Source organism: Flagellimonas iocasae, from assembly GCF_042682725.1.
GTDB classification, from domain to species: Bacteria; Bacteroidota; Bacteroidia; order Flavobacteriales; family Flavobacteriaceae; genus Flagellimonas; species Flagellimonas iocasae.
Genome location: NZ_JBHUHU010000001.1, coordinates 1,212,316 through 1,234,442 on the forward strand (window position 1 = coordinate 1,212,316; position 22,127 = coordinate 1,234,442).

A 22,127-nucleotide genomic window follows, 5' to 3' on the forward strand; every position below is an offset into this window, starting at 1 on the left:
GATAGCATGGTTTTTTAAAGCAAAAAGTTTCGTGATTAAAAAAAAATTGTAGATTTGTCTGTAACCACTAAATTAACTTAGAAAGACAATAGCAGATATGTTAAATTTAATCCTTATCGTAGTATTAATATGCCTTCTGACCATAGGCCTTGTATTCCTGATTGACAGATTTTTACCCCAAAAAGTAAAGCCCATCCTAGTAATTGTTTTTGGACTTTTAAGCATTTTTCTGGGCTACAAAATTTACAAATCCATTAATGCCCCCATCGAATTCAATAAAGTAAGACAAGAAAGATTTTCACAAGTTATTTCTAAACTTAAAGATATAAGGGATGCACAGGAAGCATACAAAACTGTAAATGGAAAGTATGCGGACACCTTCAATAGCCTTATTCAGTTCATTGATACTGGAAACTATACCATCACCACTCAGAGAGATTCCTCTTTCATGAAATTTGATAGAGCATACGGAATTGAGCTACAACAAGATACTACCATCATTGACACTCTTGGACAAGTGAAAGTGAAGGATTCCCTTTTTGGAGCTGATAGTCGTTATAAAACAATGATGGACGTTCCTTACGCTCAAAATGATGAAAAATTTGAGATGAAGGCAGATATCATTGACAAGAGTGGTTATAAGGCTCCCGTTTTTGAAGCCAAAGTAAAAAAGAACGTTGTTCTTTATGATCAACCGGAAGACTTGTTGGCCAGAGAAAACTCGCATAACAGCGTGGAGGAAGTTAATGGTACCGAGATAAAAGTTGGTTCACTGACAGATGTAAGTACCAACGGAAATTGGCCTCCCGTCTATGACCGAAAAATCAACTAGGATAGCACAGTCCGAAGAAAATAACACTTTTAGAAAATTGTCCATTCAAGTCGGCTTGAATGGACTTTCTTTTTGTGTACTGGATACCATCTCCAATAAAATCCTAGCCTTTGAGAAAGTGAGCTTCAAAACACAATCCACCCCCTATTTGATGCTCAAGGAATTAAAAGCCATTCTCAACCAAAAAAATGACATCGGAAGTGATTTTTCCGAAGTGGTGGTCATCCATAAGAACAACATGTTCAGTTTGGTGCCCAAACCCCTTTTTAATACGGATGAACTCCCAAACTATTTAAAGTTCAATGCCAAAATCATGGCAAATGACCTAATAGCATTTGATGAAATCCCCAATCAGGAGATGGTCAATGTCTATGTTCCCTATACGAACATCAACAACTATATTTTTGAACTTTTTGGAGAGTTCGAATTCAAACATAGTGGTACGGTGCTCATCAATAAACTGCTGAATCAAACACGACTTTCACCAGAACCCATTTGTTACATCCAAGTGGCGGAGAAAGAAATGGAAATGATGGTGGTCGCTGAAAAAAAGCTCATTTTTTACAATCAATTTGAATTTAAGACCAAAGAGGATTTTCTGTACTATTTGCTATTCAGCTTAGAACAGCTTCAGATGAATCCCGAAAAAATTCAATTGAAACTTTTTGGTTCCATTGAAGAAGGCGACCCTATCTACAATCTATGCCACCAATATGTAAAGCAGGTTTCTGTTTTCGTTCCCAACAACCCCTCCTTTCCGCTTGATGAATTAGAAAACGACGCCATTGACTTCACCATACTGAGCGCTTTGTAATGCGGATTATTTCGGGAAAATATAAAGGCAAAAGGCTTACTGCACCCAAAAAACTTCCAGTTCGCCCAACTACGGATATGGCCAAAGAAGGGCTCTTCAATATTTTGAACAATCGATATTATTTGGACGAACTCAAGGTGTTGGACCTCTTTTCGGGCACCGGCAACATCAGCTTTGAATTCGCTTCACGGGGTACGGAAGAAATTACCGCGGTGGATAGTTTTCCTGGATGCGTTCAATACATTTCCAAAACGGCAAAGGAATTGGATTTTTCCATTGCACCCATAAAATCTGATGTGTTCAAATTTTTGGAACGGACCCCTGAGAAATTCAATTTAATATTCGCCGACCCACCGTATAGTTTTGAGCCATCTCAATTTTTAACAATCGCCGACCTAACCTTTCAAAATGAACTATTGTTGGAAGACGGTCTTTTGGTGATTGAACATTCTGACCAAACGGATTTATCACAACATGCCCATTTTGTGGAAAGCCGAAAATACGGCGGGAGCATATTCAGTTTCTTTGAATAAAAAAAGCAGGCCATAAGCCGGATTCTGTCGAGCCTTATCATTTATCTAGACTCTTGGTTGCCCAAAAGCTCAAACCGCCTACCCTCCAACTTGGGCGTGCAGCCCTCAAACGTTGGTTTACATGACGTTTCACCGCATAGAGTTTACATGATTTCACTACAGCCGAACTGTACATCCTTTCTGTTGCACTGGTCCTCGCCTTTCGGCGGACGGGCGTTACCCGCTATGCCGCACTATGGTGTCCGGACTTTCCTCCCTGTCCTGAACTTGATTCAGGATCCATACGGACGCCGAAACAAGTTCGGCACACGGCGATAAGGTGGCCTGCTGGCCGCAAAGGTAACCTAATTGTTAATAAAAAAAGGGTTACAATATTCCGTATTCATAGCTTTGCGAGTTGCTATTTTTATATTTGTAGTAATACAATCTTTTCCCAGATTTTGGAACCTTTTGTAGTATCAGCGAGGAAGTACCGTCCCCAGACATTCAAGGATGTTGTGGGCCAGGAATCCATTACCAATACCCTACTGAATGCCATTGAAAACAACCACTTGGCACAAGCCTTGTTGTTCTGTGGCCCCAGAGGTGTTGGCAAGACCACCTGTGCACGGATTCTGGCCAAAAAGATAAACCAAGATGGTACCGAACGGGAAGATGAGGATTTTGCCTTCAATATTTTTGAGTTGGATGCCGCTTCCAATAATTCCGTGGATGATATCCGAAGTCTTATTGATCAGGTTCGTATTCCTCCGCAGGTAGGAAAGTACAAGGTCTATATTATTGACGAGGTACACATGTTGTCCCAATCGGCATTCAACGCCTTTTTAAAAACGTTGGAAGAGCCACCGAAGCATGCTATTTTTATATTGGCCACTACGGAAAAGCATAAGATTATCCCTACCATCCTATCCCGTTGTCAAATCTTTGATTTTAAACGAATCACGGTTAAGGATGCTGCAGATTATTTAAAATATATCGCAGAGCAGCAAGGGATTGAAGCCGAAGAAAGCGCACTCCACATCATTGCCCAAAAAGCAGATGGGGCCATGCGAGATGCACTTTCCATTTTTGACCGCGTGGTGAGTTTTTCTGGAAAACAGCTCACACGTAAGGCAGTGACGGAAAATCTGAACGTATTGGATTACGATACATATTTTACGGCCACTGACCTCATCTTGGAGAACAAAATTCCAGAGCTTTTGGTACTTTTCAACAAAACCTTATCACTTGGTTTTGACGGGCACCACTTTATCACAGGTTTGGCTTCACATTTTAGAGATTTGATGGTTTGTCAACATCCTGATACCCTGCCCCTTTTGGAGGTGGGTGAAGATGTGAAACAACACTATCAAAATCAAGCCAAAAAAACTGCCAAGGATTTCTTACTGAAAGCCATTGAGATGGCCAATGATTGCGATTTGCAATACAAGTCCAGCAAAAATCAGCGGTTGCTGGTAGAACTTACCTTAATGAAATTGGCGTCCATCACTTTTGATGGAGAAAAAAAAAACGCTAGTTACATAATCCCAGCGTCTTTTTTTGCGGCCAATCCACCTAAGAATGGAACGGTGACTCCAAAAGCAAATGGCACTGCTCCCAAACAACCTGAAGAAATCAGTACCACAGAAAAAGTTCCTGAAGTTGTTGAAGTCGCTGAACCAGAACAAGTAACGGTTCAAGAACCCAAGGAGAATTACCAGCCTGCAAAAAAAATACAGATAAAAACTGCTGAAAAAAGAGTTTCAGGGCTCTCACTTTCCAGCATCAAGGCCAAAAAAGTACATGAGCAGACCAAAGCACCGGACCTGCCTCATGAAGAGCTTCCAACTGAACCTTTTGCAGAGGATGAAATGCAACAGCATTGGGACGATTTTGTCCATATTCTTGAAGGTAAGGGTCGAAAAATCCTGGCCAGTAACCTCCAGACCGATGTTCCCAAACTTAAGAACGAGAACACCATTTGGATTGAGCTGCCCAACAGCACCATGAAAAAGGAAGTGGAGCGTGAACAAAGTTTAATGTTGGACTACCTCAAACAAAAATTGAACAATTATTCCATTACACTGCACATTACCGTAAATGAGGAGGTTGCCAAAAAGTTTGCCTTTACGCCACAGGAGAAATACGAGAAATTAAAGGAGAAAAATCCGGCCATCGACCTTCTGCGCAAAGAGTTTGACCTTGATTTCTAAGGACCTTGTGCTAATTCCTATATCTTTTATCTTTGCATCTCAAAATTCAAACACACAGACATGTTAGGGCTAAAACTACCTACAGACCCACGATGGGTGAACATTGTTGAGAAAAACATCGAAGAAATCCTTACGGATCATGCGTATTGCGAGCAAAAGGCGGCCAGCACTGCCATATCCCTCATCATTGGTTTTCCTGAAAAATCAGAGTTGGTAAAAGAAATGACAGCTTTGGCCCGCGAAGAAATGGGTCACTTTAACATGGTGCATGATAAAATTTTGAAACGCGGTTGGGTATTGGGGCGTGAGCGTAAAGATGAATATGTTTTGGAACTGATGAAATTCTTTCCAAAAGGAGGAAGCCGCGAAACCCATTTGGTTCACAAACTACTGTACGCTGCCTTAATTGAAGCACGCAGTTGCGAACGATTCCGTTTGCTTTCCGAAGAAATTCAAGATGAAGAACTATCGGAATTCTACCGCAACCTTATGGCCAGTGAAGCCAACCATTATACCATGTTCCTAAAGTTTGCCCGTAAATACGGAAACAAGGAAGAAGTGGATAAAAAATGGCAAGACCTCTTGGAATACGAAGCCCAATTAATGAAAGACTTGGGCAAAAAAGAGACCATGCACGGATAATTTATTGGTAGTACAAGGTCTTGATCATTCCATCGGCAAGACCAATTTTGGGCACATGTATTTTCTTCGCCTTGCTCCATTTGGCCGCATTCAGGAAGATTTTGGTCGCAGGTATGATTACATCCGCCCTATCTTGGTTCAATCCCAATTCAGAAACCCGATCTTCATAATCCATGCTGTTTAAAAAGTGGTATTGGGCATTCAGCCAAATATAGGATAAGGGCTGTCCAATTTTTCTACCGGACATTTTATGAAGCTTATTGATATTCCCGCCTGAACCAATGATTTCAACCTTGTTCTCCACATTCATATTAGAGGTAATCCATTGTTTGATTTCATCCCAAACGGTGTCCTTCACCAAATCGTTGAGAATACGAACGGTTCCAATCTCAAATGAACGGGACATCACAGGTTGCCCTTTATCAAAAATGGTGAATTCAGTGCTTCCTCCCCCAACATCCACATAAAGATAGAATCGGTCACTTTTGATTAAATCTTTTAAATCCGTTGATGCGATAATGGATGCCTCCATTTTTCCATCTATAATCTGGATTTGGACACCAGACTCTTTTTGGACAATATCAATAACTTCTTGGCCATTTTTTGCTTCCCGAAGGGCAGAAGTAGCACAAGCCATGTATTTTTCAACACCATATACCTGCATCAACAAATCAAAGGATTGCATGGTTTTGACTAATCGGTTTAGGTTTCTTTTGGAAATTTCCCCTCTTAAAAAAGAGTCCTCACCCAAACGAACGGGAACCCGAACCAACTCACTTTTTTTGAATGCTGTCGGCTTTTCACCATGTTCAATAACGTTGTTGATCAACAGCCTTATGGCGTTTGACCCAATATCAATAGCAGCAAATTTTCGTATGACCAAGGTAGGTAGGTATTAAGATTCAAGCTTGTTTTGATAATAGTAGTACATCTCAAACTGGGATCGCAACTCAGGCTCATCCGCTTTTCTTTTCTTATAGGCATTGTCCTGCTTATCCGAAAAAACCCGGGCTTTAAGATTGTCTCTCCAAGAAATATCAAAGGTATCCAATAACTCCTGCTTTATATCTGGGTCGTAAATAGGACAACCCACTTCTACCCTGAAATCAAGGTTACGCGTCATCCAATCCGCGGATGAAATGTAAATTTTAGGGTCACCGTTGTTTCCAAATACAAATAAACGGGGATGCTCCAAGAATTTATCCACGATACTTATGGCTTCGATGTTCTCGCTCATCCCTTCAACACCGGGAATAAGACAGTTGATACCCCGTACAATCATCTGTATTTTAACGCCTGCCCTACTCGCTTCATACAGTTTGTCGACCATTTTGTACGAAGTAAGACTATTCATCTTTATTTTGATGTACGCCTCCTTACCTGCTTTGGCGTTCGCAATCTCCTTATCAATCAATTTTATGAAGGTCGTTTTGGTATAATGGGGCGATACGATGAGATGTTTGTACTTATTGATTTTATAATTGGTCTCAAAAAACGCAAACACTTTGCTCATATCCTTTAAAATGCCTTCATGCGCGGTAAACAAGGTATAGTCAGTATAAATTTTGGCGGTTGACTCATTAAAGTTCCCTGTACTGATGAAACCATAGCGCTTAATGCCCTCACCTTCTTCTCGCTCTATCATACAGATTTTGCTATGTACCTTTAATCCGGGAACTCCAAAAATCAGTCGAATACCCTCGGCCTGCAATTGGTTGGCGTATTCAATATTGGCCTGTTCATCAAAACGGGCTTGCAGCTCAATTTGTACCGTTACTTGTTTTCCATTTTTGACCGCATTGATCAAGGCAGAAGCTATCTGACTATCGCTGGCCAATCGGTAGACGGTAATATGAATGGCCCTAACCTTGGGGTCCAACGCCGCTTCACGCAAAAATTTGGTCACATAACTGAAGGTATGGTAAGGCGCGTAGATCATGTAGTCCTTGTGGGCGATCATTTCCAAAAGAGACCCTTTCATACTCAGTCCCTTAACGGGCAGCGGCTCTATTTTTTCATACATGAGATCGTATCTTCCCAAGCTTGGAAAGCCCATATAATCCCTTCGGTTATGGTAACGTCCTCCAGGAATAACACTATCCGTTCCCATGATGTCCATTTTTTCCTTGAGGAACTGAAGGGTGTCCTTATCGATTTTCTTATCGTAGACAAATCGAACGGGATCACTAATTTTTCTGTGCTCCACACTGGATGAAATCTTCTCGATAAAACTTTTACTGAGGTCGTTATCGATATCCAACTCCGCATCCCGGGTAATCTTGATCATGTGTGCCGTGATGGATTCAAACTCGAACATGGTAAACACATTATCCAAGCAAAACCGGATTAAATCATCCAAAATGATGATGTAATTCTTGTCCCCTTCTTTGGGCAGTACCACAAAACGATCTATTCCCTTTGGGATTTCTATAAGGGCATAGCGGTTATGCTTTCCAACACCAGAACCATTCTTCATCACAATTTTTACGGCCAAATAGGCTGCGGTGTCCTTTAACAATGGAAATTCAGTGAGATCATTCAAAATAATGGTCATCAACTCCTGATTCACCTTTCGGAAGAAATAGTCGTGGATAAACTCGGCTTGGCTTTCGCTTACATCATTTTCATTGATGATGAAGATGTTCTCTGCCCTTAGTTCTTCCTCAATTCCTGTGAAAATTTCCAAGCTCCGGGCCTGCTGTGCAATTACAATCTTGGTAATCTCTTCCAAAAGGTCTTTGGCACGCTCTCCACCCAAAACACTTTTACCCGTTTTTCCGGCATCAACAATGCGCTTGACGGTGGCATATCTTACTTTAAAAAATTCATCCAGGTTATTGCTGAAAATCCCAAGAAATCGCAGACGGTCAATCAGTGGTACATTAGGGTCATCACACTCTTGCAGTACCCTCGCATTAAAATGTAACCAGCTGATTTCTCGGTTTATATATTCGTTTTTTGTTTTGACCATTTATTGTTTTAAGTCTTTTGGAAAGATTGTTTTTTTTGTGGTTCCCGTTGAAATTTTGGACCAGTCATCCGCATTGAATTGAATATGGACCAGCCCAGCTGTGGGAACGTTCTCAATATACTGATCTCCCCAAGTATTTGCAAGCGAAGTAAAGGCATAATTGTGCCCAAAAATGGCTACAATATCCCATTGATTGTCCAGTCGTTTTACAAAACCATCCACACTGTCGCCCGAAAAATCATAAAGGTGCTTATCCACCTTAAAATTCTCGAGATCAAAATCGATATCCCTCAAGAAAATCTGACTGGTGTGCAATGCCCTATTGGCTGGACTTGAAAAGGCAAAGTCAATTTTTGGACCATCTTCCTTGAAAGATTTGGCCACCAAATGAGCCGCCTTTATGCCCCGTTCCTGAAGCGGTCTATCCTTGTCTGAGACCTCATAATCCCATGAGGATTTTCCGTGTCTCATCAATATCAATTGTTTCATTTGTTTTGAATTAGGGTGCCAAACGTTCTATTTTCCAGTCGTAATTTTCCTGTAGGGTATATCTGATGCGATCATGCAACCTATTGGGCCGACCTTGCCAAAATTCCATGGAAATGGGCCGTACCAAATAGCCACCCCAATGTTTTGGGCGACCAATGGATTTACCTTCGTACTTTTTCTCCAAGGCTTTCAGCTCGTTTTCCAATATTTCACGGGATTCAATGACCTCACTTTGATTAGAAACTACAGCTCCCAATTGACTTCCAACAGGTCGAGATTCAAAATAACCATCCGAAAGGTTTTCAGCAATTTTCTCAGCCGTGCCCTTAATGATAACCTGTCGCTCCATGATGGGCCAAAAAAAAGAGAGGCAGACCGCCGGATTTTGGGCAATGGCCCGTCCCTTTTCGCTGTTGTAGTTGGTATAAAAAATAAACCCTTCGTGGGTATACTTTTTTAAAAGCACCACTCTGCTCTTCGGGAAACCATCCAAACCAATAGTGGAAACGGTCATGGCATTGGTCTCATCCACCCCATCCGATGCCTCCACCTCGTAAAACCATTTTTGAAACTGCTCCAAGGGATTTTCCTTGATGGCATCTTCCGTCAAGCTGCTTTTTTCGTAGGATTTCCTATAGTTGCCCAAGTTGTTTTGCATGATGTGAATTTCGGCAAAATTCAAACGTCAGCAAAAGATAGGATGCTAAAAAAGATTGCTTTTATTCAGAAATTAACGCTAAATCAATCAACCCTATCATAGTGCAATTGCGAAGTAACCGGTGCATCGGCCGGAGAAGAAGTATAGCGGAAATAAAGTGCATTTTCGCTTACCCAAAATTGAGTTGAAAAATTACCTGTGGCTCCGTTGGGTTCAAGAAATAGACTGTCACCCTCAACCCTAAAGTCACCTGAATCTTCAGTTTCATACCCCAATTCAGTCACTGGACCATGACCAAATCCATATACCTGATAGTTATGGGTATAACCTGAGGCATTTTTAAACATATAAGTTTCAATTGTTTTACCTTCTGAATTTTCCACGGTTCTACTCCAACTACCGATTAAATGAGTTGCAGAAACTTCTTTGTTGCCACTTTCATCATCAGAACAGGATACAACAAATAGGAATAGAACAAAAAATCCTTTAACGAAGATTTTTTCCATGGGTAGCGCTTTTATTCTATGATACGTTTATCCTAAAATGGTTGCTTTTTAAAAGTGCAACTGTCAGATTTCAAAGATTTTACCGTCATCCGCCAACTCCACATTGGGAAAAACTTGTTGGGCTTCTTCCCTAAAAAGCTCTAACGATTTGTAGCGAGTGGAATAATGGCCCAAAATAAGAGTTCCCACATGGGCCTTGTGCGCTATTTGCCCTGCTTGCTTTGCTGTGGAATGTTTTGTTTTGGCGCACAGATACGCCTCTGTCTCCAAGAAAGTGGATTCATGGTATAATGTATCCACTTTATTTATGATAGGAACGATGGATTCTTTATACATCGTATCACTACAAAATGCGTAGCTTTTTGGTTTTGGGGGAGGCGAAGTGATTTTCTTATTGGGAACGACCTCTCCATTTTTTGATACGCCGTCGGCTCCACCTTTAATCTTATTGAACTGACTCTTGTCGATTCCATATTTTTTGGCCATTTCAATATCCAAAGTCCGTGGTGCTGGCTTTTCCTGAAACAAAAAGCCATTGGCATATACCCTATGATCTAAAGGAATGGTACGCACACTGATTTTGTCATCCTCGAAAAGCAATTCAGATTCCTTGGACTCCAATTCATGAAAAACTAGCAGGTAGTTGGTCCAGCTATCTCCCAATTTTAAAAGAAGGGTGATGGCTTCCTTAATGCCTTTTGGGCCATAAATATGCAACTCGTTCTCTCGCCCTAATAAGCGGAACGTAGAAACCAGTCCTGGCAAACCAAAAAAATGGTCTCCGTGTAAATGTGAAATAAAAATATGTTTGATTCTGGAAAACTTGACCTTATTTTTTCGCAACTGTACTTGGGTACCTTCACCGCAATCAATCAAGAAAAGATGATTTTTGGATTCAAGCACCTGAGCGGTGGGATTGGTAAAAGTTCTTGGCGTTGCCGAATAACACCCCAGAATGGTAAGCTTCACGAATATTGGAAAATTAAAACGGGAAGTTACTAATTGAAATTGGAAAATATATAGTTGGACAGTTAGATTATTGGATTCAAGAGCTAAAAGTCAAGAGTCTTGATTCTTGTATCCCGTGTCCAATATTTAAATTCCGAGATCGCGTTCTATTTCTTCCATTTCGATAAGGTCCTTGGCTTCTTGAATGGTGGGCACCACACTGATTTCATCCGGAACTTCATCGTAGGAAACCTTATCGGTGACCAAAACAAAGGATTGCCCCGATTCTTTATGGGCATTGGATATGTCCAAAAATTCCAAAATATCCGCTTCTGTCAGCTTTTTGAAAGAAAAAAGGTTAATAATGATATTGTCGTGCTTGATTTTGGGATAAGCGTTGTTCAAATTTTCCATAAAGGTGGAAAGAGAGGTCTTCTCCTGAAAAACGATTGTGGTGGTACCTTCTTTGTCGAAAATCATCTTATTTGATTTTTGAAGCCAATAAATATAAAACTGCCATACGGATGGCTACCCCATTTTCCACTTGATGCAGAATGATGGATTGGTCCGAGTCCGCAACATCACTTGTGATTTCCACCCCCCTGTTGATAGGGCCGGGGTGCATGATCACAATTTGCTTGTCCAAGCTGTCCAACAGCTGTTTGTTCACCCCAAATTGTTGGGTATACTCTCTTGTGGATGGAAAATAACTGATGTCCATCCGCTCGTTCTGGATGCGAAGCATGTTGGCCACGTCACACCATTCCAACGCCTTTCTAAGATTGGTCTCAACGGTTACCCCAAGGGATTCGATATGCTTTGGAATCAGCGTTTTGGGACCACAGACCTTTACATTTGCTCCTTGTAATTTTAAGGCAAAAATGTTGGAGAGGGCAACCCTGGAATGCAGAATATCGCCCACAATGACCACATTTTTACCGCCTACATCACCCAATTTTTCTCGGATAGAGAACGAATCTAGCAGCGCTTGGGTAGGATGTTCATGGGCACCATCACCAGCGTTTACTATGGACGCCTTTACGTGTTTTGAAAGAAAAATTCCTGCTCCGGGGTTGGGATGACGCATCACCACCATATCCACTTTCATGGAAAGGATATTGTTTACAGTATCGATGAGGGTCTCCCCTTTCTTTACCGAAGATTGTGCCGCTGAAAAATTTACCACATCCGCGGACAATCGTTTTTCAGCCAGTTCAAAAGAGAGCCGGGTTCGGGTACTGTTTTCAAAAAAGATATTGGCGATGGTGATATCACGCAGCGTGGGTACCTTTTTAATAGATCGGTTGATGACCTCCTTGAAATGGTCAGCGGTTTCAAAAATGAGCGAGATATCTTTTTTGTTCAGATATTTTATTCCCAGTAAGTGGTTTACACTCAGTTCACTCATTTTTATTTATTTACTTACTAAATATACCATGTCCTCGCCGTCATTTTCCGCCCACATCACCTTTACTTTTTCATCATTGATGGCATCTACTTGCCTTCCCCGGTAATTGGGTTGTATGGGCAAATGCCTACTAAAACGTCGGTCAATCAGCGTCAATAATTCTATGCTTTTGGGTCTTCCGAAGGATTGGATTGCCGTAAGGGCTGCCCGAATGCTTCGTCCGGTGTATAGCACATCATCAATAAAGACCACTTTTTTATCTTCAACCAGAAAGTTCATTTTGGTGGAATTGGCTTTAAGGATTTCTCCTCTTCCAAAATCATCCCTAAAAAAGGTAATATCCAGAAAACCAAGGGGTATATCCTTAACGTTATACTCCTGTTTAAGTATTTTGGCCAATCTTTCGGCCAAAAATGTACCTCGGGGCTGAATGCCGATAAGGGCCGTATTCGAAAAATCTAAATGGTTTTCCAACAGTTGACAAGCCAACCGGTGCAGTATGATGTTGATTTCTTTTGAAGTAAGCAGTACTCTTTGACTCATATGCTGTGCAACCGACTCTGTTGATTGCAAAAGTAAGCAATTCTTTAGAATGAAAAAGCCATAAAAAAACCCCGACTGTTACCAGCGGGGCTTCTTTATGATTTATGAAAATCTGATTACTTTTTCTTGGAATCAGCTTCCATCTTATCCTTCAATGCTTGAAGTTGTGAATTGGCATCCCCAAGGGTAGGTGCAGCTTCATCTGAAGATGTAGACCTTTTCTTGGCGGCTTTTACATTCTTCTCTTCTTGCTCTCTAAAGATAGCGGTGTGGCTGGCCACAACTCGTTTGAAATCTTTATTGAACTCGATTATCTTGAATTCTGCCTCTTCTCCTTTTTGAAGTTTTTTGCCATCTTCTTTCTCCAAATGTCTTGATGGAACAAATCCAACAATATCCTCATTGAAATTAATGGTAGCTCCTTTATCTACTATCTCGGCGATGGCAGCTTTATGGACAGTTCCTTCTGCGAATTCCTTGGTGTACTTGTCCCAAGGGTTCTCAGTGGTCTGTTTGTGACCCAAGCTCAACTTACGTCCTTCAACATCCAATTCCAATACTTCAACCTCCAAGGTGTCACCAACGGCAACAAACTCAGATGGGTGCTTGATTTTCTTGGTCCATGAAAGGTCAGAGATATAGATCAAACCGTCAATTCCTTCTTCCAACTCAACAAATACACCGAAGTTGGTAAAGTTTCTGACGATTCCTTTGTGTTTAGATCCAACAGGATATTTAGAAGTGATATCGGTCCATGGGTCTGGGGTCAATTGCTTGATACCCAAAGACATTTTACGATCTTCTCTATCCAAAGTCAAAACAACAGCTTCAACCTCGTCACCAACGTTTACGAAATCCTGGGCAGAACGCAAGTGCGTAGACCAAGACATTTCAGAAACGTGGATCAAACCTTCAACACCATCAGCAACTTCGATAAAGGCACCGTAATCAGCAATCACAACAACTTTACCTTTTACTTTGTCACCAACTTTGATCTCATCCCCAAGGGCATCCCATGGGTGTTTCTCCAATTGTTTAAGACCCAATTGGATTCTTGATTTGTTATCATCAAAGTCAAGGATAACCACATTCAACTTCTGATCCAACTCAACAACTTCGTTGGGGTGGTTGATACGGCTCCAAGAAAGGTCGGTGATGTGAATCAATCCGTCTACACCGCCAAGGTCGATAAATACCCCGTAAGATGTGATGTTCTTCACAATACCTTCCAATACTTGGCCTTTTTCCAATTGACCAATGATTTCTTTTTTCTGTTCTTCGATGTCAGCCTCGATCAATGCTTTGTGCGATACCACTACGTTCTTGAACTCGTGGTTGATCTTCACCACCTTGAACTCCATGGTCTTCCCTACGTATTGATCGTAGTCACGGATTGGCTTAACATCGATTTGAGAACCAGGCAAGAACGCTTCAATTCCAAAAACGTCAACGATCATACCACCTTTGGTTCTACATTTTACAAAACCTTGAACGATTTCTTCTTTGTCATGGGCCGCATTAACACGATCCCAAGCCATGATGGTCCTAGCTTTTCTGTGAGACAATACCAATTGACCGGTTTTGTCTTCACGGATATCGATAAGTACCTCAACTTTGTCACCCACCTTAAGATCAGGGTTGTAACGGAACTCGTTCAGTGAAATAACACCTTCAGACTTTGCGTTGATGTCGATGATAGCTTCACGGTCAGTCATGTGAACCACAGTACCTTCCACTACTTCCTCATCGGCAGTGTCCACAAAATTTTCCTCTACAAGTGTTTCAAATTCCTTAAGCTTGCTGTCATCAACACGCTCAATTCCTTCTTCGTACTTTTCCCAATCAAAATTCTCAAGATATTCTTGTGGGTCTTGTTTGGGTTGGGTTTCTTTTTTTACTTCTGGTGCAGCAGTGGTCTCTTCAACCTCTGCAACGTTTACTTTTTCTTCAGCCATTTGCTGACATTAAATTTGTATTCCACGTTTTATAAAAGTTAGGCAATTACCGTGAAAGTGGTTTTTATCTTTGTTTTCAGTTCCTTTTTCCTCTTACTGCTTTGCTAAAAAAGGAGTGCAAAAATACAATTAAATTCTTGATTCACAAAGCATATACTGCAAAGGTTTGCATTGGAAAAAGTATTACATAAATTTAATAGTGAAATGTTGGCATATTGGCTATCTTGAAGGTTCTAATTGTTAACTATAAAATTTGTGTTATGAGTGCAAAAGCAAAGTATCAACCCGTGTTGGACCTCGGTCTTAAATTGAACATAAAGGATGGCGATGTTTCCGAGGAAAACGGCGTCCTAAAAATAAAAGGACAAGCTGCCACCCAATATGAAAAAAACCTGTTGTGGGACAAAATCAAAGAGATTGGCGGACAAAGTCCCAGCGACATTAAAGCGAACATTACTGTGGCTGATGATTCTGTTTACGCCAGACACACCGTAAAAAGCGGGGAATCCCTTAGTAAGATTGCCAAACACTATTATGGCGACCCAATGAAATACAAACAAATCTTTGAAGCGAACACCAATATTTTAAAGAATCCAGATTTGATTCACCCCGATCAGGTTTTGGTGATTCCAAATTTGTAGAATTAACGTCAGTTCAAGCTGTCACCCTGAGCGCAGTCGAAGGGGGCGGTCGAGAACATAAATGCTAAAGGCGCTCTAGGGCGTCTTTTTTGGTTTGTTTTTCATCAATCCAAATGCCTCATTCATCAATTGTATCTGGATAGTTTCCATGAAAAATTCTAACTTCATATATCTGTCGCTTAAGCGTCATTAAAACGACGTTTAGCTTAATAGGATAAGTGCAATCCTAAAAACGTACTGTCTTGAAGCATCCTGTAAACCCAAAAGGGACATCTATCAATTTGTACACACTTGTCGTGTTGAAATCACGAACTTCATAGAACCGTAATATCAAATACATTCAAAAAATGAAAGTAATATCCTATGATCTGCGAACACCTACAACCCATTGAACAACTCATCCGTGAAAAAGGAATCCAAGAAACCTTTCGTGGGCAAGTATGGTCAAAAAACTGCAGGGAATGGGTTTATTACGACTGTTTTATTGATGCTGTTTCACTTTCCGAACGACTCAACTTGGCGGAATGCGTTGAAATCCACAAGCATTTGGGAACGCATGATGGCAGCGAATACGGATTTTATTGCAATGAACACCATGATGGCATCATGGGCGTTCCGCCTGAAATGATGAAGCATAAAATCATCCTGAAATAAATAAAACCGATTGAACATGTCCAATTTAAAAGAGCGGCTTAAAGCCGCGGGGGTTGTTTCCCAAGAACAAATTGATAAATTGGCCAAACTTGAGAAGGAGGAGGCTATGCTCGCCTTTCTAAAAACCCTTGAGGAGGAACGAAAAAACAAATCCATTGAGGGTATTACGGCCTATCACTTGTTCCATAAGCCCACAGAAAAATCATTCTCCAAAATTTTAGGATGGCAGCAAGAGTGGTTCGATGAAATCTCCGCGGCTGGGCATCAAGAGAAACTACATCAAAGTCGCATTGAAAAGGCCTCTCAAAGTGAAAAGCAACTCAATACGAAAAGCATAAAACCAATAGAGCAGAATTTAGGTTTTCTACTTCCTGAATCCTATAAAAATTTTTTATTGAAAATCGGTTGTGTTCGCTACGCCAAGTACGCCCAAACCATTCATCCGAAGGATTATACCTATCATATTGCAGAGATTAAAACCATTTTGGAAACACTTATTGCCCCCCCAATAGAGCTTGAACCCTATATTGATAACCTTCAACTCCTACCGATTCTAGCGGTGGATGGCAACTACGATTTTGTATTGTGCAACAACATGCATAAAAACCAAGAAGGTGTTTTCTACTTTGTCTATCATGATGAAGCATTTCTGTACGGTGGGCAAACCAATATGTACGATTGGTTGACCTATAAATTTGAAGAAATGATGTTCAAGTTTGCCAATGGTTAGAGGACCTATTTATACTTCGCAATCACCCGTTTGGCAAATTCATGGATGCGCTCAAACTGTTCTTCCAAACCCATGTCGCTATTGTCAAACTCAATGGCATCCTTGGCTTTTTTCAGGGGTGAAATACTTCGGGTGGAATCAATTCGGTCGCGTTCCTGTACGTTTTTCAACACTTCGGCAAAAGTGACCTTCTCCCCTTTGTCCAACAATTCCTTGTAACGGCGTGTGGCGCGAATTTCCGGAGAGGCCGTCATAAATAGTTTCAATTCTGCATCAGGAAAAACTACAGTGCCAATATCCCTACCATCCATCACAATACCCTTGTCCTTACCCATTTGTTGTTGCATCTCCACCAGCTTGGTGCGTACCTCGCCAATAGCGGCCACTTTGCTCACTTGTCGGGAGACCTTCATGGTCCGGATTTCCTCCTCCACATTTTTACCGTTCAGGTACATTTCGGAACGACCGGTTTCGGTGTTTGGCACAAACTTTAGTTTGATTTTCGGCAATACTTTCACCAACCCAGAAATATCATCTTGGGTGCCGATGAATCCATTGTCCAATGCATAAAGGGTTACGGCACGATACATGGCACCTGTATCCACATAAATATAGCCCAAAGCCGCAGCCAAACGTTTGGCAATGGTGCTTTTTCCAGTTGAAGAATAGCCGTCAACGGCAATTGTAATTTTTCCCATTGGCTAAAAATAGGCAGAAATGAAACGCCATTGCATGACAAACGTCAGGGAATTACAGGGTCTTGGCATTTTTCACCTTTCTGTCCGTGATGGCGATGTCGATTACCTCGCTCATATCCGTCACGTAGTGAAATGTCAACCCTTTCAGATAATCTGGCTTGATTTCTTCAATATCCTTTCTGTTGTCCTCACACAAAATGATTTCCTTGATTCGGGCGCGTTTTGCAGCCAAAATCTTCTCTTTGATTCCACCTACCGGCAATACTTTACCGCGAAGGGTAATCTCTCCGGTCATCGCCAAGCTTTTCTTTACCTTTCGTTGTGTGAAAAGCGACACCAAAGACGTCAACATGGTAATCCCCGCACTGGGCCCGTCTTTCGGCGTAGCTCCCTCGGGCACGTGGATGTGCACATTGTATTTATCGAACACATCGGAATCAATACCAAAAGTATCGGCATTGGATTTGATGTACTCCATGGCAATGGTGGCGGATTCCTTCATCACTTTACCAAGGTTTCCTGTAATGTTGAGCGCACCCTTTCCTTTGGAAAGAATGGATTCAATAAACAAAATATCACCACCTACGCTGGTCCATGCCAATCCCGTAACCACACCGGCCACGTCGTTGTTTTCGTACTTGTCACGCTCCAATCGGGCTGGGCCCAAAATTTTCTCCACATCCTCATTGGTGACCTTAATGTTATATTCCTCTTCAATAGCGATGGATTTGGCCGCATAACGAACCATTTTTGCGATTTGCTTTTCCAAGTTTCGAACCCCAGATTCACGGGTATAGCCTTCCACAATTTTTTCCAATTGCGGTTTGCCAATCTTCAAATCTTTGTCCGATAGGCCGTGTTCTTTTAATTGTTTGGGAAGCAAATGGCGTTTGGCAATTTCCACTTTCTCCTCAATGGTATAGCCCGTGACATTGATGATTTCCATCCGGTCGCGAAGTGCAGGCTGAATCGTTGCCAAGTTGTTTGCCGTGGCAATGAACATCACTTTGGACAAATCATAGCCCATTTCCAAGAAGTTGTCATGGAACTCACTGTTCTGCTCCGGGTCCAACACCTCCAACATGGCTGAAGATGGGTCACCTTGATGACTATTTGAAAGTTTATCAATCTCGTCCAAAATAAAAACAGGATTGGAAGTCCCAGCCTTTTTCAGGCTTTGGATAATTCGTCCGGGCATGGCACCGATATAGGTTTTTCGGTGACCACGTATTTCAGCTTCATCACGCAATCCACCCAAGGACATGCGCACATATTCTCGGCCCAAAGCTTCTGCCACGGATTTTCCCAAAGAGGTTTTACCTACCCCCGGAGGGCCATACAAGCAGAGTATGGGCGATTTCATATCGTTTCTAAGCTTCAAAACGGCCAAATATTCAATAATCCTGCGTTTTACATCCTCCAGACCATAATGGTCACGGTCCAAAATCTGCTGTGCTCGTTTTAAATCGAATTTGTCCTTTGAATATTCATCCCATGGCAAGTCCAAAATCAGGTCCAAATAATTACGCTGAATGGAATACTCGGCCACTTGGGGGTTCATTCGCTGCATTTTTCCTAGTTCGCGCTCAAAATGTTCCTCAACTTTCTTGCTCCACTTCTTCTTTTTGGCCCGTTCACGCATTTCATCCACTTCCTGCTCATACGATAAGCCTCCCAACTCTTCTTGAATGGTCTTCATCTGCTGGTGGAGGAAATATTCGCGCTGCTGCTGGTCCATATCACTGCGCACTTTGGACTGAATGTCATTCTTCAGTTCCAAGCGTTGTAACTCCATGTTCATATACCGCAGGGTGGTCAATGCACGCTCCTGCAAGTTGGGAATCTCCAACAACTGTTGCTTTTCAGCTACACTCAGGTTAAGGTTGGAGGATACAAAATTGATCAAGAACGAATTACTCTGAATGTTCTTGATGGCAAAAGTGGCCTCACTAGGAATATTGGGATTGTCTTTGATGATTTTAAAGGCCAACTCTTTGATGGAATCGATAATGGCTTCGAATTCCTCACTCTTTTCATTGGGACGCACCTCTTTTGCTTCTTTCACAGTGGCGGTCAAATATGGTTTCTCGGAAATAATGCTCTCAATCTGAAAACGCTTTTTTCCTTGAATGATGACAGTAGTGTTGCCATCCGGCATTTGAAGTACACGTAAAATCCGGGCAACGGTACCCAAAGTATTGATATCCTCAACCCCCGGATTTTCGGTCTCCTCATCTTTCTGGGAAACCACGCCTATTGTCTTGGTGCCATTATTGGCATCTTTGATCAAGTTGATGGATTTATCCCTTCCAGCGGTAATGGGTATCACCACACCAGGGAAAAGGACCGTGTTACGCAAAGGCAATATTGGCAGAACCTGTGGCAGGCTCTCTTTGTTCATCTGCTCTTCATCTTCCGGCGTAAGCAATGGTATCAACTCTGCATCCTCGTCCAAACCTTGAAAATCTATATTGTCAAAACTTGATATTTTCATCTCTTTCATATCATCATATCGGTCATTTTGTCAGAAACCACAAAATTTAACCCGTTTTATTAAATCAAAAAGCCGTTGCAAATCCCTCATACACAATAGTTGTGAAGGATTTTAGGCTTATCTACACCCCTATTTAGGCAATTCCTGTGCCATTAAAATTTAATTTTTAAGAAAAAAGTGTAACAATTGATAAATTCACACCTCTATAAGACAAATCAATCATTTTTTGAGCCACCAAAATGAACATATTGACGCATTGCTCGAATCGTGCATGCAGGGGAAACAAAGTGCACAATTGGAGGTTTACAATCGCTATTACAAAGCTATGTACAACACGGCATTTAGAATTGTAAAAGACTCCGCCGAAGCAGAGGATGTAATGCAGGAATCGTTCTTGAACGCGTTTACGAAACTGCACACATTTAAAGGGGAGGTTGCCTTTGGGGCATGGTTAAAGCGGATTGTGGTCAACAACAGTATCCATCATTACAAAAAGCAGCAAAAAGTAAGGGCTGTGGACTTGGATGAAGTAATGTACAAGGTCGAAGATAATGATGCGGTTGATTTGAATGCAGATGGTTTTGCTGAACTAAAGGCTCAAAAAGTGATGGAAACCATGAAAAGTTTAAAAGACAACTACAGAGTTTCTTTGACCTTACATTTAATTGAAGGATACGATTACGAAGAAATAAGTGAAATAATGAACATTAGTTATGCCAATTGCAGAACTACCATTTCCAGGGCCAAAGAAAGCCTTAGAAAAAAATTGACTTTAAGTATTTGATCATGAAGGAAGATAAATTAGATAAGTTGTTCGGCAGGCTTCAGGGGCAGTTTGACCTTGAAGAACCGCAAAGCGGACACCAGGATCGCTTCTTGGATAAACTGAACCAAGCCAATGGCACGGTTTCCATCCACAAGAAAAAGAACAGCTGGTGGAAGCCATTGTCCATTGCGGCCTCCATTGCGGTCATTGCCGTATTGGCCTTTCAAGTAGTAGGTACAGGCCCCAGTATAGAGGAGCAGGTAGTGGAGATTTCTCCCGAAGTTTCCCAAACGGAGTTCTACTTTGCCAATCTTATTGAAGAACAGGTGCGCCAATTAAAGGATGAGAAATCCCCCGAAACCGCCCAATTAGTGGACGATACCTTACTACAATTGCAAAAATTGGAGAAAGATTATAAGGTCTTGGAGCAAGACCTCGTCAATGGCGGCGACAGTAAAATTATATTGAACGCCATGATCTTCAACTTCCAGACCCGAATTGACCTTTTAAAAGATGTTTTGAGCCAAATAGAGACTATTAAAAATTTAAAATCATACAATGATGAAAACATTACAATTTAAAACCATTCTTTTGGCCCTACTGTTTATCCCCGTTGCGCTGTTTGCGTATACCGATGGCATGAACGGCAAATACACCAAAGAAAAGACGATTAAGCGGGAATTCAATGTGAACGCAGATGCCTTGTTCAAAGTGAACAATAGTTACGGCAACCTCAACATCACCTCTTGGAATGAAAACAGGGTCATGATAGAGGTTCACATTAAGGCCAATGGCAACGATGAAGACCGTGTACAAGACAGGCTCAATGAGATTGATGTTGACTTTGAGAACAATCCAGGCTTGGTAGCTGCCAGAACCCTTTTTGGTGACCGCGGCAACAACTGGGGATGGAGTTGGACCAAAAAGAGAAATGTAAACGTACAGGTCAACTACACCATAAAATTACCTGTAAAGAACAGCGTCAATCTTAGTAATGATTATGGCAATATCTTTTTGGACCGAATTGATGGGCATGCCAAAATCAACTGTGATTATGGAAAAATTGATGCTGGCGAACTACGAGGGCGAAACAATGAACTTCGATTCGATTATACCTCTAGATCTACTTTTGGATACATCAACAGCGGTGAAATTATTGCAGATTACTCCGGGTTTACGGTTGAAAAGGCTGGAAACCTAACCATCAAAGCAGATTATACCAATGCCGTAATCGAAGAAATGGGCAACTTGGAATATTCCAGTGACTATGGTTCCCTTGAGGCCCACGATGTCAAAAATGTGAATGGTAACGGGGATTACATCGGAGTGAAGTTGGGAACGGTACACGGAAACGTGAGCATCTCCAGTGATTATGGTTCCATTAAAATAGATGAGTTGGCCACGGATGCCGGCAACGTGGAAATTCGGTCAGATTATACCGGGATAAAAATTGGATACCATCCTGAATACTCATTCGATTTTGAAATCACTACCCAGTATGCGGGAGTCAGTGGAAAGGACGATTTTGAAATCAATATCAGCAAGGAAAAATCCAATGAGCGCTATTATAAGGGATACTACGGAAAGGAAAATTCCGGGAATAAGGTGAGTATTACCAGCGATTACGGGGGAATCACATTCACAAAGAATTAA

At 41.5% G+C, this 22,127-nt stretch carries 23 protein-coding genes and 1 other RNA gene; 11 read left to right on the plus strand and 13 right to left on the minus strand.

All coding sequences use genetic code 11. The annotated features are described in order from the left end of the window. Positions 1–97 precede the first annotated feature (97 nt). From ACFSJE_RS05270 to ACFSJE_RS05280, 3 genes are read left to right on the plus strand one after another with little or no spacing between them, the layout of a single operon-like run. Positions 98–832, plus strand: a complete 735-nt coding sequence (locus ACFSJE_RS05270; RefSeq protein WP_379829922.1) for a hypothetical protein — start codon at positions 98–100, stop codon at positions 830–832. After that, positions 813–1,646, plus strand: coding sequence for a DUF3822 family protein (locus tag ACFSJE_RS05275; RefSeq protein WP_379829923.1), 834 nt, complete (start codon positions 813–815; stop codon positions 1,644–1,646). Before ACFSJE_RS05270 ends, ACFSJE_RS05275 begins: the two co-directional genes overlap by 20 nt. Next, a complete protein-coding gene (locus tag ACFSJE_RS05280) occupies positions 1,646–2,179 on the plus strand; it encodes an RsmD family RNA methyltransferase (RefSeq protein WP_379829924.1) in 534 nt (177 codons plus the stop codon). The genes ACFSJE_RS05275 and ACFSJE_RS05280 overlap by 1 nt, the downstream gene beginning before the upstream one ends. Here the strand turns inward: ACFSJE_RS05280 and rnpB are convergent. Beyond that, an RNA gene (rnpB, locus tag ACFSJE_RS05285) (RNase P RNA component class A) lies at positions 2,178–2,510 on the minus strand. The two genes, ACFSJE_RS05280 and rnpB, sit on opposite strands and share 2 nt — an antisense overlap. Before the next feature lie 109 nt (positions 2,511–2,619). Between rnpB and ACFSJE_RS05290 the strand changes: the two genes are divergently transcribed. Beyond that, on the plus strand, positions 2,620–4,371 hold the full coding sequence (locus ACFSJE_RS05290; RefSeq protein WP_379829925.1) for a DNA polymerase III subunit gamma/tau: 1,752 nt from the start codon (positions 2,620–2,622) through the stop codon (positions 4,369–4,371). Between the two features lie 60 nt (positions 4,372–4,431). Beyond that, entirely contained in the window at positions 4,432–5,013 is a 582-nt protein-coding gene (locus tag ACFSJE_RS05295; protein WP_379829926.1) for a MiaE family protein, read from the plus strand. Between the two features lies 1 nt (position 5,014). Here the strand turns inward: ACFSJE_RS05295 and ACFSJE_RS05300 are convergent, their stop codons facing one another. The 10 genes from ACFSJE_RS05300 to rpsA form a co-directional block, all read right to left on the minus strand. Further along, entirely contained in the window at positions 5,015–5,896 is an 882-nt protein-coding gene (locus tag ACFSJE_RS05300; protein ID WP_379829927.1) for a Ppx/GppA phosphatase family protein, read from the minus strand. Between the two features lie 12 nt (positions 5,897–5,908). Then, the gene (ppk1, locus tag ACFSJE_RS05305) at positions 5,909–7,984 is read right to left on the minus strand and encodes a polyphosphate kinase 1 (RefSeq protein ID WP_379829928.1); all 2,076 of its coding nucleotides are present in this window, start codon (positions 7,982–7,984) and stop codon (positions 5,909–5,911) included. Next, positions 7,985–8,473: a SixA phosphatase family protein gene (locus ACFSJE_RS05310; RefSeq protein ID WP_379829929.1), complete on the minus strand. Its 489-nt coding sequence runs from the start codon at positions 8,471–8,473 to the stop codon at positions 7,985–7,987. It abuts the gene before it with no gap. Between the two features lie 10 nt (positions 8,474–8,483). Further along, a complete protein-coding gene (gene pdxH / locus ACFSJE_RS05315; RefSeq protein WP_379829930.1) occupies positions 8,484–9,131 on the minus strand; it encodes a pyridoxamine 5'-phosphate oxidase in 648 nt (215 codons plus the stop codon). 83 nt (positions 9,132–9,214) lie between these two features. Further along, the gene (locus tag ACFSJE_RS05320) at positions 9,215–9,637 is read right to left on the minus strand and encodes a hypothetical protein (protein ID WP_379829931.1); all 423 of its coding nucleotides are present in this window, start codon (positions 9,635–9,637) and stop codon (positions 9,215–9,217) included. Between the two features lie 63 nt (positions 9,638–9,700). Beyond that, the gene (locus ACFSJE_RS05325) at positions 9,701–10,606 is read right to left on the minus strand and encodes a ribonuclease Z (protein ID WP_379829932.1); all 906 of its coding nucleotides are present in this window, start codon (positions 10,604–10,606) and stop codon (positions 9,701–9,703) included. A 126-nt stretch (positions 10,607–10,732) separates the two neighbouring features. After that, positions 10,733–11,065: a ribonuclease Z gene (locus ACFSJE_RS05330; RefSeq protein WP_379829933.1), complete on the minus strand. Its 333-nt coding sequence runs from the start codon at positions 11,063–11,065 to the stop codon at positions 10,733–10,735. Position 11,066: 1 nt separating this feature from the next. Then, positions 11,067–11,993, minus strand: coding sequence for an aspartate carbamoyltransferase catalytic subunit (locus tag ACFSJE_RS05335; RefSeq protein ID WP_379829934.1), 927 nt, complete (start codon positions 11,991–11,993; stop codon positions 11,067–11,069). Positions 11,994–11,999: 6 nt separating this feature from the next. Beyond that, on the minus strand, positions 12,000–12,536 hold the full coding sequence (pyrR, locus tag ACFSJE_RS05340) for a bifunctional pyr operon transcriptional regulator/uracil phosphoribosyltransferase PyrR (protein WP_379829935.1): 537 nt from the start codon (positions 12,534–12,536) through the stop codon (positions 12,000–12,002). Positions 12,537–12,652: 116 nt separating this feature from the next. After that, positions 12,653–14,491: a 30S ribosomal protein S1 gene (rpsA, locus tag ACFSJE_RS05345; RefSeq protein WP_379829936.1), complete on the minus strand. Its 1,839-nt coding sequence runs from the start codon at positions 14,489–14,491 to the stop codon at positions 12,653–12,655. 260 nt (positions 14,492–14,751) lie between these two features. On the opposite strand from rpsA, the gene ACFSJE_RS05350 reads away from it, so the two are divergent. The 3 genes from ACFSJE_RS05350 to ACFSJE_RS05360 all read left to right on the plus strand — a co-directional run bounded on the left by ACFSJE_RS05350 (position 14,752) and on the right by ACFSJE_RS05360 (position 16,516). Continuing rightward, on the plus strand, positions 14,752–15,132 hold the full coding sequence (locus ACFSJE_RS05350) for a LysM peptidoglycan-binding domain-containing protein (RefSeq protein ID WP_379829937.1): 381 nt from the start codon (positions 14,752–14,754) through the stop codon (positions 15,130–15,132). Positions 15,133–15,495: 363 nt separating this feature from the next. Then, complete coding sequence (locus ACFSJE_RS05355; protein ID WP_379829938.1) at positions 15,496–15,786, plus strand: hypothetical protein; 291 nt, start codon at positions 15,496–15,498, stop codon at positions 15,784–15,786. A gap of 16 nt (positions 15,787–15,802) precedes the next feature. Further along, on the plus strand, positions 15,803–16,516 hold the full coding sequence (locus ACFSJE_RS05360) for an SMI1/KNR4 family protein (RefSeq protein ID WP_379829939.1): 714 nt from the start codon (positions 15,803–15,805) through the stop codon (positions 16,514–16,516). Positions 16,517–16,521: 5 nt separating this feature from the next. Here the strand turns inward: ACFSJE_RS05360 and cmk are convergent, their stop codons facing one another. Both cmk and lon read right to left on the minus strand, forming a co-directional pair. Beyond that, positions 16,522–17,214 carry a (d)CMP kinase gene (gene cmk / locus ACFSJE_RS05365; RefSeq protein WP_379829940.1) on the minus strand — a complete coding sequence of 231 codons (693 nt, stop codon included), beginning with the start codon at positions 17,212–17,214 and terminating at the stop codon, positions 16,522–16,524. Between the two features lie 52 nt (positions 17,215–17,266). Then, a complete protein-coding gene (gene lon, locus ACFSJE_RS05370) occupies positions 17,267–19,717 on the minus strand; it encodes an endopeptidase La (protein ID WP_379829941.1) in 2,451 nt (816 codons plus the stop codon). Between the two features lie 217 nt (positions 19,718–19,934). Between lon and ACFSJE_RS05375 the strand changes: the two genes are divergently transcribed. The 3 genes from ACFSJE_RS05375 to ACFSJE_RS05385 are packed head-to-tail and all read left to right on the plus strand — an operon-like array spanning position 19,935 to position 22,127. Continuing rightward, positions 19,935–20,492: an RNA polymerase sigma factor gene (locus ACFSJE_RS05375; RefSeq protein WP_379829942.1), complete on the plus strand. Its 558-nt coding sequence runs from the start codon at positions 19,935–19,937 to the stop codon at positions 20,490–20,492. A 2-nt stretch (positions 20,493–20,494) separates the two neighbouring features. Then, entirely contained in the window at positions 20,495–21,055 is a 561-nt protein-coding gene (locus ACFSJE_RS05380) for a hypothetical protein (protein WP_379829943.1), read from the plus strand. Continuing rightward, complete coding sequence (locus ACFSJE_RS05385; protein WP_379829944.1) at positions 21,036–22,127, plus strand: DUF4097 family beta strand repeat-containing protein; 1,092 nt, start codon at positions 21,036–21,038, stop codon at positions 22,125–22,127. Before ACFSJE_RS05380 ends, ACFSJE_RS05385 begins: the two co-directional genes overlap by 20 nt.

Coding starts and splice junctions, on each gene's coding strand:
- ACFSJE_RS05335 (WP_379829934.1), bottom strand. CDS start 11,993: ATGAGTGAACTGAGTGTAAACCACTTACTGGGAATAAAATATCTGAAC.
- ACFSJE_RS05310 (WP_379829929.1), bottom strand. CDS start 8,473: ATGAAACAATTGATATTGATGAGACACGGAAAATCCTCATGGGATTAT.
- ACFSJE_RS05295 (WP_379829926.1), top strand. CDS start 4,432: ATGTTAGGGCTAAAACTACCTACAGACCCACGATGGGTGAACATTGTT.
- ACFSJE_RS05330 (WP_379829933.1), bottom strand. CDS start 11,065: ATGATTTTCGACAAAGAAGGTACCACCACAATCGTTTTTCAGGAGAAG.
- rpsA (WP_379829936.1), bottom strand. CDS start 14,491: ATGGCTGAAGAAAAAGTAAACGTTGCAGAGGTTGAAGAGACCACTGCT.
- ACFSJE_RS05270 (WP_379829922.1), top strand. CDS start 98: ATGTTAAATTTAATCCTTATCGTAGTATTAATATGCCTTCTGACCATA.
- ACFSJE_RS05385 (WP_379829944.1), top strand. CDS start 21,036: ATGAAAACATTACAATTTAAAACCATTCTTTTGGCCCTACTGTTTATC.
- ppk1 (WP_379829928.1), bottom strand. CDS start 7,984: ATGGTCAAAACAAAAAACGAATATATAAACCGAGAAATCAGCTGGTTA.
- ACFSJE_RS05275 (WP_379829923.1), top strand. CDS start 813: ATGACCGAAAAATCAACTAGGATAGCACAGTCCGAAGAAAATAACACT.
- pyrR (WP_379829935.1), bottom strand. CDS start 12,536: ATGAGTCAAAGAGTACTGCTTACTTCAAAAGAAATCAACATCATACTG.
- ACFSJE_RS05355 (WP_379829938.1), top strand. CDS start 15,496: ATGATCTGCGAACACCTACAACCCATTGAACAACTCATCCGTGAAAAA.
- ACFSJE_RS05360 (WP_379829939.1), top strand. CDS start 15,803: ATGTCCAATTTAAAAGAGCGGCTTAAAGCCGCGGGGGTTGTTTCCCAA.
- pdxH (WP_379829930.1), bottom strand. CDS start 9,131: ATGCAAAACAACTTGGGCAACTATAGGAAATCCTACGAAAAAAGCAGC.
- ACFSJE_RS05280 (WP_379829924.1), top strand. CDS start 1,646: ATGCGGATTATTTCGGGAAAATATAAAGGCAAAAGGCTTACTGCACCC.
- ACFSJE_RS05380 (WP_379829943.1), top strand. CDS start 20,495: ATGAAGGAAGATAAATTAGATAAGTTGTTCGGCAGGCTTCAGGGGCAG.
- ACFSJE_RS05320 (WP_379829931.1), bottom strand. CDS start 9,637: ATGGAAAAAATCTTCGTTAAAGGATTTTTTGTTCTATTCCTATTTGTT.
- ACFSJE_RS05350 (WP_379829937.1), top strand. CDS start 14,752: ATGAGTGCAAAAGCAAAGTATCAACCCGTGTTGGACCTCGGTCTTAAA.
- lon (WP_379829941.1), bottom strand. CDS start 19,717: ATGAAAGAGATGAAAATATCAAGTTTTGACAATATAGATTTTCAAGGT.
- cmk (WP_379829940.1), bottom strand. CDS start 17,214: ATGGGAAAAATTACAATTGCCGTTGACGGCTATTCTTCAACTGGAAAA.